8 protein-coding genes and 3 pseudogenes are annotated in these 9,240 nt (G+C 41.0%); 6 read left to right on the plus strand and 5 right to left on the minus strand.

What is annotated here, in order from left to right:
* Nucleotides 1-110 precede the first annotated feature (110 nt).
* Together H6F92_RS12475 and H6F92_RS12480 are read left to right on the plus strand one after the other, a co-directional pair.
* Nucleotides 111-707: pseudogene (locus H6F92_RS12475) on the plus strand (transposase family protein); the annotation flags it as partial.
* A gap of 490 nt (nt 708-1,197) precedes the next feature.
* Complete coding sequence (locus tag H6F92_RS12480; RefSeq protein WP_190358074.1) at nt 1,198-1,893, plus strand: choice-of-anchor E domain-containing protein; 696 nt, start codon at nt 1,198-1,200, stop codon at nt 1,891-1,893.
* 292 nt (nt 1,894-2,185) lie between these two features.
* Here the strand turns inward: H6F92_RS12480 and H6F92_RS12485 are convergent, their stop codons facing one another.
* Both H6F92_RS12485 and H6F92_RS12490 read right to left on the minus strand, forming a co-directional pair.
* The gene (locus H6F92_RS12485) at nt 2,186-2,503 is read right to left on the minus strand and encodes a DUF3067 family protein (RefSeq protein WP_045358689.1); all 318 of its coding nucleotides are present in this window, start codon (nt 2,501-2,503) and stop codon (nt 2,186-2,188) included.
* Between the two features lie 546 nt (nt 2,504-3,049).
* Complete coding sequence (locus tag H6F92_RS12490; protein WP_190358081.1) at nt 3,050-3,256, minus strand: four helix bundle protein; 207 nt, start codon at nt 3,254-3,256, stop codon at nt 3,050-3,052.
* Between the two features lie 118 nt (nt 3,257-3,374).
* Between H6F92_RS12490 and efp the strand changes: the two genes are divergently transcribed.
* Together efp and accB are read left to right on the plus strand one after the other, a co-directional pair.
* The gene (gene efp / locus H6F92_RS12495; RefSeq protein WP_002788532.1) at nt 3,375-3,932 is read left to right on the plus strand and encodes an elongation factor P; all 558 of its coding nucleotides are present in this window, start codon (nt 3,375-3,377) and stop codon (nt 3,930-3,932) included.
* Between the two features lie 165 nt (nt 3,933-4,097).
* A complete protein-coding gene (accB, locus tag H6F92_RS12500) occupies nt 4,098-4,592 on the plus strand; it encodes an acetyl-CoA carboxylase biotin carboxyl carrier protein (protein ID WP_190358075.1) in 495 nt (164 codons plus the stop codon).
* Between the two features lie 34 nt (nt 4,593-4,626).
* Here the strand turns inward: accB and H6F92_RS12505 are convergent.
* A pseudogene (locus H6F92_RS12505) lies at nt 4,627-5,265 on the minus strand (RNA-guided endonuclease InsQ/TnpB family protein); the annotation flags it as partial.
* A 252-nt stretch (nt 5,266-5,517) separates the two neighbouring features.
* Between H6F92_RS12505 and H6F92_RS12510 the strand changes: the two are divergent.
* Nucleotides 5,518-6,735, plus strand: a complete 1,218-nt coding sequence (locus tag H6F92_RS12510; RefSeq protein ID WP_190358076.1) for a hypothetical protein — start codon at nt 5,518-5,520, stop codon at nt 6,733-6,735.
* A gap of 384 nt (nt 6,736-7,119) precedes the next feature.
* On the opposite strand, the gene H6F92_RS12515 is transcribed toward H6F92_RS12510, so the two are convergent.
* The gene (locus tag H6F92_RS12515; protein ID WP_190358077.1) at nt 7,120-7,293 is read right to left on the minus strand and encodes a hypothetical protein; all 174 of its coding nucleotides are present in this window, start codon (nt 7,291-7,293) and stop codon (nt 7,120-7,122) included.
* Between the two features lie 404 nt (nt 7,294-7,697).
* Between H6F92_RS12515 and H6F92_RS12525 the strand changes: the two genes are divergently transcribed.
* Nucleotides 7,698-8,600, plus strand: coding sequence for a F0F1 ATP synthase subunit gamma (locus H6F92_RS12525; protein WP_190358079.1), 903 nt, complete (start codon nt 7,698-7,700; stop codon nt 8,598-8,600).
* A 526-nt stretch (nt 8,601-9,126) separates the two neighbouring features.
* On the opposite strand, the pseudogene H6F92_RS12535 reads toward H6F92_RS12525, so the two are convergent.
* Nucleotides 9,127-9,240 (minus strand): annotated as a pseudogene (locus tag H6F92_RS12535) (IS5/IS1182 family transposase); the annotation flags it as partial.

A 9,240-nucleotide genomic window follows, 5' to 3' on the forward strand; every position in this document is an offset into this window, starting at 1 on the left:
GATAATACAAGGTTTTTGAAGGTCTTAATCCTATTTTCGCAGCATGAACATCGGATTTTAGCAGGTCAAAAGCCTTATTTTAAAAGGGTTTTACCATTATTCAGCAAGACCTAATTATTGAAAAAGAAGAGGGTAGAGAGGGAAAGATTCGACTTGATCAACTAGCAAAAAGCCTGTCAGAAGAGGATTTTGAGAAAATCACTATTCAGCTAGAACCAGAAAAAACAGTGTGGGTAACAGTATTCAGTGGGAAAATATCTGGTCTAAAATGAGAAAAGAACTTGGCGATCGTCATGAAGGCAAGTTCAGTTGAAAAAGCGACAGAGGTGGACTATTTCATCACCAATGTAGTCGAGGCAGATACAGTAACAGCGTCGTGGATAGTGAGGACTTACACCGAAAGAAATTGGGTCGAAGTATTCTACAGAGAAGCCAAAGGATGGTTAGGGTTAAGGGAATACCAAGTCAGGGATAAACGAAGCTTACTTCGTCATTTTATCCTGGTGTTTTGTGCCTATACATTTATCCTGTGGCATAAGTTGACTGGGGGACTACAAAGGCGGTGGGCAAATCGACCTTTAAACACTTTTGTGGAAGCCTTGGCAGCTTTTCGAGTGGCGATGTCTTTCCGTTTCTTTGAGTGGCTGACCGAGAATCGGGATGTGTTTGCCGCTTACAAAGCCAGTTTAGGCTTTATTTGGGCTTAAATTTTGTTTAAGTCCCATTACTACCCACTTTCCGTACTTCTTAACATTCAATTCAATTGATAACTTTTACTAATATATTACTGACAACCCTTTGCCAGTAAGGATTATAGCTACAATGATGGATTTTTGTCAAGGTGAAGAATTGTAAATTTTTTTCTCAGAACAAATCAATTATTGAAAATGTTCTTAATAGTAGTTTCTACAATGAAGGTTTTTCGTCAAAACATCTTGGGGAATGTAAAAATATATAGAGGTATATGAAGATGTGCGGAATGTCGGTTACTAAATTTTGGGTGATTAGAGTTGTTATTATCTCTAATGTTAAGCTTTGTTAATAAATTCAAAATTTCTGTTATTAATCATTAATTTGCTTAGCAGTTGTTATCAAATATTTAGGCGATTTTGATTGACTTTTCCTTTGAGGTTTATAAACATATAGGAGTACGGAGTCCCCGTATTTTGTCCTATAGAAAATAAACTACAACCCAAAATGATCACAAACATCTCTAGACAACTAACCACCGGCGCTCTTGCCATCGCTGCAACAGTTGCCTCCTTCCCTAACGTTGCCTCTGCCTCCACCCTGGTCACTGTTCCCGGCGGTCAGTTCAACAACCCTCGACAAGTGACTGAAATCGATCAAACTGGTACTCTGAACAAGTTTGATAGCTCCCTCGGTGATTTGGTCAGTGCCACTCTGACCCTGAGTGGTAGTTTCTTACAGTCATTTGCTGCTACCAACACGGCACAACAAACTCAAATCGCTCGAATTCTTACCGCTGTCAACCTTTTCTTCAATATTCCTGGTTATTCGGGCGCCTTTCCTTTACCACCACAAGTTAGCTTTGGTATAGATACTGGCGATCTGAGCTACAGTCCAGGAGAAGTGAAAAATTTTGGTCCTTTCGACGAGAAAAGAGCGGTTAGTTTTACCATTAGTGCTCCCGGTGACTTGGCCTTCTTTGACAGCAGCGGTCAGGCTTTTGACGTGACTTGTGTGTCCCTCAGTGATTTGCGCGCGGTCGGTGGTGGGGGTAACATCTCTGTCACCCAAAATACCCAGGCCGGTTGCCATGCTTCGATCGAGTACACTTACTCCAGACATACAGCCGTCCCCGAACCTTCTGCTATCCTCGGTATCTTAGCCGTTGCTGGTGTTGGTGCTTTCGCTCTTCGCAGGAGCTAGTCGCTGCCATTCAAAAACAATGGAAAAAACAAGCGTTAAGGTGAGACTTGGCGCCTTTTTTTTTAGCTAGAGAGGGAAGTGGGAGATTTGATCGGTTATCAGTAAACAGTAATCGGTAATCGGTGGGCTGAAAACTTACATCCGATAACAAAGGCCGAATCTAAAACCTAATTGGTTAAGCTAAAAGCTTTAATGTACTTAGTTTCTCACCTTCTTTTTAGTAGCTAGGAGAATTGCCAGATTCTTTTGGGGAGCCTCTTGCATGAGTGCCTCTTGCCTGGTCTCGAATTGATCACTGATCGCTGATCAGCCATTCCGATGCCCTTTCGCCTAGATCTAGGGGCAGACTAACCGCTTTACCGAGACGGGGACGCTCACGGGTTTCGCGGATAAAAGCTTGAAATTGACTAACACCACCCCATTCGTGGAGATAATTAGCGATCGCATTGAGATGTTGCAGATATTCAGACTCGGAGAGAGGAAAAGAGGCTTGTTCGAGATATTTCCACATTATCTGGACATGAACCTTATCTTTGATGCGTCGCAGCTGGATATCGTAGGAACGACCCCATTTTTCTAGTAATAATTGCTGTAAGTCCACACCCGTCATGGTTATATCAGTAATCAGATGTCAGTCAGTCCCCTGATTTTATCATAAATGTCAGGTGAAGACCGTCGGTTTTAGCGAAGGGATGAAACAAAGGTTAAAATAGAACAGCACTTCGACACATTTCGACACATTTCGAGGGGCTTCGATGTCAAGGCTCAATGTCAAGGCTCAATGTCAAGGCTCAGTGACAGGAAGCACAACTAAAAATAAGTGTTCAACCTGCTAACAAAATCTCGAATAACTTCCGATATTGTTAATTGCAATAAGAGCGGCCTATTCCGCTAACCCTTGCCCTTCTTTTGAGGTCATGAGCATCTGCAATCTTTTTTCCTTAAACCTCTTGCATAATTAATTTTTGAGAGGGCAAAAATGAGAAAAATAGGCATAAAATTGCCTAAAATCCCTAAATAGAGCCTTTAATTGCTCATTATTCATTCTTAATTCTCCTGACTACTGACTACTGACTACTGACCTTACTTTTCCCGTTAAGTCTGAAATCCCGGCACAGAGAGAGGCAGCAGGCAGGGCAGGGGGTAGGAAGAGAAATCAAGACTTTAACTTTTGAAGAGTAGAGACTAAAATTCCTGGCATCCTATCGAATGATTCTAAAACTGGGTCAAATAGTTCAGGAGTAGCTAATTTAACTTTTTTAGCGATGATTAGCTGTGTATCTAGTTCTCTAAGAGAGCCTAACGCTATATGCAGAAACTGAATATACTCGTTTTGGGTTCTTCGTCCGTAACCCTCGGCAATACCTTGCTGGCCCCTGCTGCCACCTACCCCTTACCTGTACGGGCGGGAAAAAAGTTTTTTTGGGTACAGGAAGTATGTAAAATGGAATGTTGATCTTTCTTGGCCTAAACAGCATTTCATGATTTCGAGTAACGACTTTCGGAGCGGCACAACCATCGAGATAGATGGCTCTGTCTGGCGGGTGGTAGAATTCCTGCACGTTAAACCGGGTAAGGGATCGGCCTTCGTGCGAACCAAGTTAAAAAATGTCCAGACGGGCAACGTGGTAGAACGGACGTTCAGGGCGGGGGAAACCTTGCCCTCAGCCACGATCGAAAAGCGCACCATGCAGCACACCTACAAAGAAGGCGATCAGTTTGTCTTCATGGACATGGAGACTTTTGAGGAAGCAACTCTCACCCCGGCACAAATGGGCGATCGAGCCAAGTATCTGAAGGAAGGAATGGAAGTCAATATTCTCTTTTGGAATGAGCAAGTGTTAGAGGTGGAATTGCCCACCTCGGTAATCTTGGAAATCACCGATACGGATCCGGGAGTCAAGGGAGATACGGCCACTGGTGGCACGAAACCGGCGATCGTAGAAACGGGAGCGCAGGTGATGGTTCCCCTGTTTATTTCCATCGGTGAAAGGATTAAAGTGGATACCCGGGATGGTTCCTATCTGGGACGGGAATAATTGTGATCAGAAGCCCAGAAATGAGCTTTTAGGGACGGGTTTAGGACTAAAGCCAGTTTTCTGAGCCTGTTTCCCAAAACTTAGCCGCTAGATGGGAAAAATCGACGGTTTGGTGGGTGCTAATTTGGATTTGTTGCTTTTTATTTGCGAGGGGATTTCAGAGCGGTGACTATTGATTACAACGAAATTCGAGAACTGATCAAAACATTGGCAGCAACGGATATCAGTGAATTTAGCCTGAAAAGTGCAGATTTAGAGCTAAATATCCGCAAAGGAACCGTTAATACTGCCCTTGGGCCTCTCGCCGCTCCCTTGCCGTTGGTGACGGCCCCCGTCGTCGCTCCAGTGATAGCCGCCGGTCCCACCCCAGTCCCAGAAACCCCCAATCCCGAACCTGCGGCCGCCGCTGTTGATAAAAAATGGCTGGCGATTACCTCTCCCATGGTCGGCACTTTTTATCGCGCTGCTGCTCCCGATGAACCGTCTTTCGTGGAAAAAAACGATCGGATTCGTGTCGGACAAACGGTTTGTATCATCGAAGCGATGAAGTTGATGAACGAAATCGAAGCGGAAGTGGCCGGGCAAATCGTTGAAATCGCCGTCGCTAACGGTGAACCGGTAGAATTTGGCCAGACGTTAATGTGGGTTAATCCCGAATAAGTAAGTCGTTCTAACTTAATTGACACTCCCGCCGTCAAGCTGACGCTGTGACGGGGGATTCTTGATTCACCCCAAACCCGCTTTTTGGTACAAGTACCAACGAGTCTTACGGTTTCGACCCAAGCTTGAAATTCCGACTGTCCATCGGTATTTGTTGACAGTATTCTCATAAGTAGTCGTGCAAAATTAATTTCCTAGTGAAGATAGGCAAGAGGCAAGAGGCAAGAGGTGGTCAGATATGTGTAATTAATTTTGCTTAGGTACTTACCTTCTTCCCTTAAATTCTTGGCTGCGTTTTCATCTCTATCGGTTCACTCTTACATTCTGGACAAATCCATTCACGAATACTGAGAGTCAATGAATCATTTTTAAATCCACAGCAAGAACAAAATTTTGTACTCGGATAAAACCTGTCAACTTCTACAAGTTTTCCTCCCTCTCTTTTTAGCTTGTAATCCAAGGAATTAAGCAACATACCAAAATCAGCGTCATATATTGATTTGGCTAATTTAGTCCGATGCTCACCCTTTAATATTAAGATTCTCGGCTACAACGATTTGGTTTTCATCGCACAACTTTCTGGAGAGTTTATGAAGAAAATCTTGTCTATTCTAGTATTTGAAATCTTTTCGTGAACCTTGGCTACCCCCTTAATGGCTTTTTTACGATTGTGCTATCTTTTTAGTGTAACACTTACCGCTTAAATATGTCAAGCTCAGACAGACCTTGAGAATCAAGCCTCTCCCAATAAGGAAACGCTGTCGCGTTAGTTTATCTTCTGGTCGCAATTGATCGTTACGTTAATTTCTGGTATATTTTTAATTAAGGAGAAATTTAACGGGAGTCCTCTTGCTCCATTTAAATAGGGGAGAGCGCGGGAAGTTTCCAAATATCATCCTTTTTGTCCTGTACTTAGGAGTAGATTATGTTTACTAAACTTAATAATTTGTGGAATCAGTTTTTCAGGAGATCAAGAAGGATTAATGATAAACCATTAAATAAAGTAAGTTTATTGGTAATAATAATTGTTGATATTTTCATCTTAATTAATGTTTTTACAGGATTAGATGATATTAGTAGGTGGCATTTAAGCCCCCAACAAGTATATCCTTGTTACAGCGAATGGCAAAGTTACAAGAAAAATAATAGTCCAGATAGAGATTATGATTTAATTACAACTTTTTTAATTGATTATAAAAATAATTATCAAGATGAAGAAATAGGACATTTAGGTAAAGTTTCTCCAATTTGTTTGCAATATGCTGATATTAAAAATAAGTTAAATAATCAAGAAAATAAAACTTTATTAAGTAAAATACAAACAAAACAAGATAATATTAATATACTAGAAAATAATAATAGAATTATTAGAAGTCAATATGATTCTACCCTATTAGAGAAAATTGCCGGACAGTCTGCCAACAATTCGATCAACCGGGTAAAAGCGGAAGAAGCAAAACAGAAACTAGAGGAAAATAATAAAAAGATATCAAAAATCAAAGAAGAAATTGTTAAGCTAAAAAATGAACTACTACAAAAACCATCGAGTCAAAATTTACTTGCTTTCATGAGAAATGAAAGTAAATTTAATGATGTGGAAGCTGGTTATAAAAATGCGTCTTTTTGGTATCCTAGCATTCAATTAGGTTTTCAGGTTTTATTTTTAGCACCATTAATAATTATTGCGTTATTAGTGAATCAGTATGCCCAAAGTCGCAGCTATGGTTTAATAGCGTTAATTAGTTGGCATTTATTAGTTATTTTCTTCATTCCTTTAATTTTCAAAGCTTTTGAATTTTTGCAAATTGGTATTATTGCACAATTCATTTTTGATATTATCGGTGCTATCTTTGGAGGTTTAGTATTTTTAGTTCAATATGTTTATATTCTGTTAATCCCTTTGTTCGGTTTTGCTATTATTAAATTTTTGCAAAAGTTTGTTTTTAATACCAAGTCTCAAGCAGCAAAACGAGTACAAAAATCACAATGTATTAACTGCGCTAAAACGATTAAAAATCAAGATGCTCATTGTCCCCATTGCGGTTATTATCAATATGTAGAATGTCATCATTGCCATGAGTTAACTTATAAAAATTTACCTTATTGTTATCATTGTGGTACTGCACAAACTTATGATAGTTAATAGAAGATAAATTTTACTCTCGATCCCCCCTGCCCCCCTTAAAAAGCTGTCCTTTAGTCACATCTTTCTTAACATTTCAAACCCTTGTAGCACAAGGCTTTCAAGACTCGGTTAACAATTTGTAATATTCCTTGTTGACACCCTTACTGACAAAGAAAAAACTGAAATCAAGTCAGGATAAGGGTTGTAGTGCTTACTGAAAAAATTGTTAAGAAAGATCCCTATAAGGGATAGCTTAAAAAGGCAGGGTGGTTTGGTGAAAAGTAAAGCAAAAATTGTGTCAACTTGGTTAGCCTATAAACACCGAGCTTGGGGAACCGTCCGAAACCCGCCACGGCGAACCATTGACAACGCTCTTTTTTCTATGGCCTTGTATAGGCTCGGCTAATTTTCTTTGACCGCCATCAGGTAATTGTGATTGGCTTCCATGATGGCGGCTGCTGTCTCCCTTTGATTGTGTAGAGCATCTACTGTGAAACACTGGCGTACTGGTAACTCCCCTAACGCCTCTATCAGTTCTCTTCCTACTGTTATCTGACTCACCTTTTTATTTTTCATTAGCTTTAGTTGCAGCACTCCTCCTTGCTCATGGTTATACAATGAAACAATGCTGACTCACATCTTGCTGGCAAGTCTGCCCACCCTCTACCGTACACTTAATACTTTTTCCGTCTCAGAAGAGTAGTGACCTATCTCTTCTGAGACCCTTGATTTTGCCTATATGTTGTACACTGTCTCCCAGTATCTTGGCTCCACCTCGATCATTAATCGTCGCCAGGTTAAATAGGATGGATTGTTCATCGTCTCCTCCAGTCCCAAAAGCTCCCACAGTTTCTCTTTTTGGCTACGGCAAAAGTCCGCGCTTGTTTCTGTTACCGTCATAACCAGAAAACTGCCCGATGATAAATTAACTCGACTTCACGATCAATTGTTTGACAATCAATTGCCAATCAACACACATCATGCCAGTCCTTGAATTGCTACAACGACGAATTGCGGTCGCGCAAGAACTTCAATCCGTTGTCAAGACCATGAAAGTTCTTGCAGCGGCCAGCATTCATCAATATGAACGGGCAGTAGAATCCCTTATCGAGTATAATCGTACCATCGAGATGGGCTTGCAAATTGTTTTAGGATCAGCAGTAGATCAACACCATGCGATCGCTGCAAGCCCCAGAAAGCTTCCGAGAAATAGTCCTTTAGGTGCGATCATATTTGGTTCAGATCAGGGTATGTGCGGTCAGTTCAACGAGCAGATTGTCCGCTACGCCGTTACTCAGATTCAGCACTTGTCTATTAACTCCAGCCAACTCGCAGTCTTGGCTGTAGGTGCGCGGGTAATTCCCCCCTTAGAAAATGCGGGAATAGTCAGCGAACGGAACTTTGCGATGCCCACTTCTCTTGCCGGCATCACGTCAATGGTTCAAGAACTGCTACTACACATCGAAATGTGGCAATCTCAAATGCAAATAGATAAAATTGCCTTGTTTTACCATAAGCCTCGCTCCAATATATCCTATCAACCTCATGCCTTACAATTATTGCCTGTGGATAATAAATGGCTACAAGACTTACAGCAAAAAAGGTGGGTAGGAGCCACTTTGCCAACCTTTAGCATGGATTGGAGTGAGTTGTTTTCTGCCTTGATCGAGCAATATTTGTTTATTTGTCTGTATCGTGCTTTGGCTGAATCTTTGGCTAGTGAAAATGCGAGCCGACTGGCATCGATGCAAGCATCCGAGAAAAATATAGAAGAGCAATTAGCACAACTTCTCGCTCAATTCCAACAGGAACGGCAAACTGCTATCACCGAAGAAATGTTGGAAATCGTCTCTGGTTTTGAGGCCCTAATTAGGGTTGACTGAAAAAGTCTGAAATGCTGATAGGAAGAAGGTTTCGACTCAATCAAGTCGAGAAGAAAGGCACAAAAAAAGGTAAAATACCCTAAAAGCTGGGCACTTTTTAGTACAGATATATTGAGTAGCCGCCGCCTTTCCCGACTGCTTCGGCAGTTTTTTGGGCTTTTTTTGTCTTTCTTGATTTTTTTGCGAAAAAATAAACTAAGACTAAATCCCGTTTAAAAGGTCTAGGAAAGTGGGGAGCGCCGGAGCGGGGAGAAACAATCCATAACTTGGGAGTTAATCGCACTATCAAAAACGGATTTGCTATAAAATGTCGCTAAAGCTTTCATAAAAATTATGTTAAAAGTTATTTGACTCAATTAAAACTTATCACTTGGGCGACAAATTATTGGCACTTAATAGCATAATTCTTTGAGCGACTTTTTCAGCAGACCCCAAATAGAGATAATTCCCCAAGGGGCGATTATTGAAATTATCACCGAAACCAGAACCCACAGAATCCAAATTCAAGAGACCTCCTGCAAAAGTCCTATTCAGCTACTTGATGATAGCCTAAAGCAAGTTCATAGTTGTAAATGCCAGCGATTAAATTAAATCTCAGACCAAAACGCCGTCTCCGATTCCTATATCTTGATGATAAAAT

The sequence above is a fragment of the Microcystis wesenbergii FACHB-1317 genome, from assembly GCF_014696875.1.
GTDB classification, from domain to species: Bacteria; Cyanobacteriota; Cyanobacteriia; order Cyanobacteriales; family Microcystaceae; genus Microcystis; species Microcystis wesenbergii_A.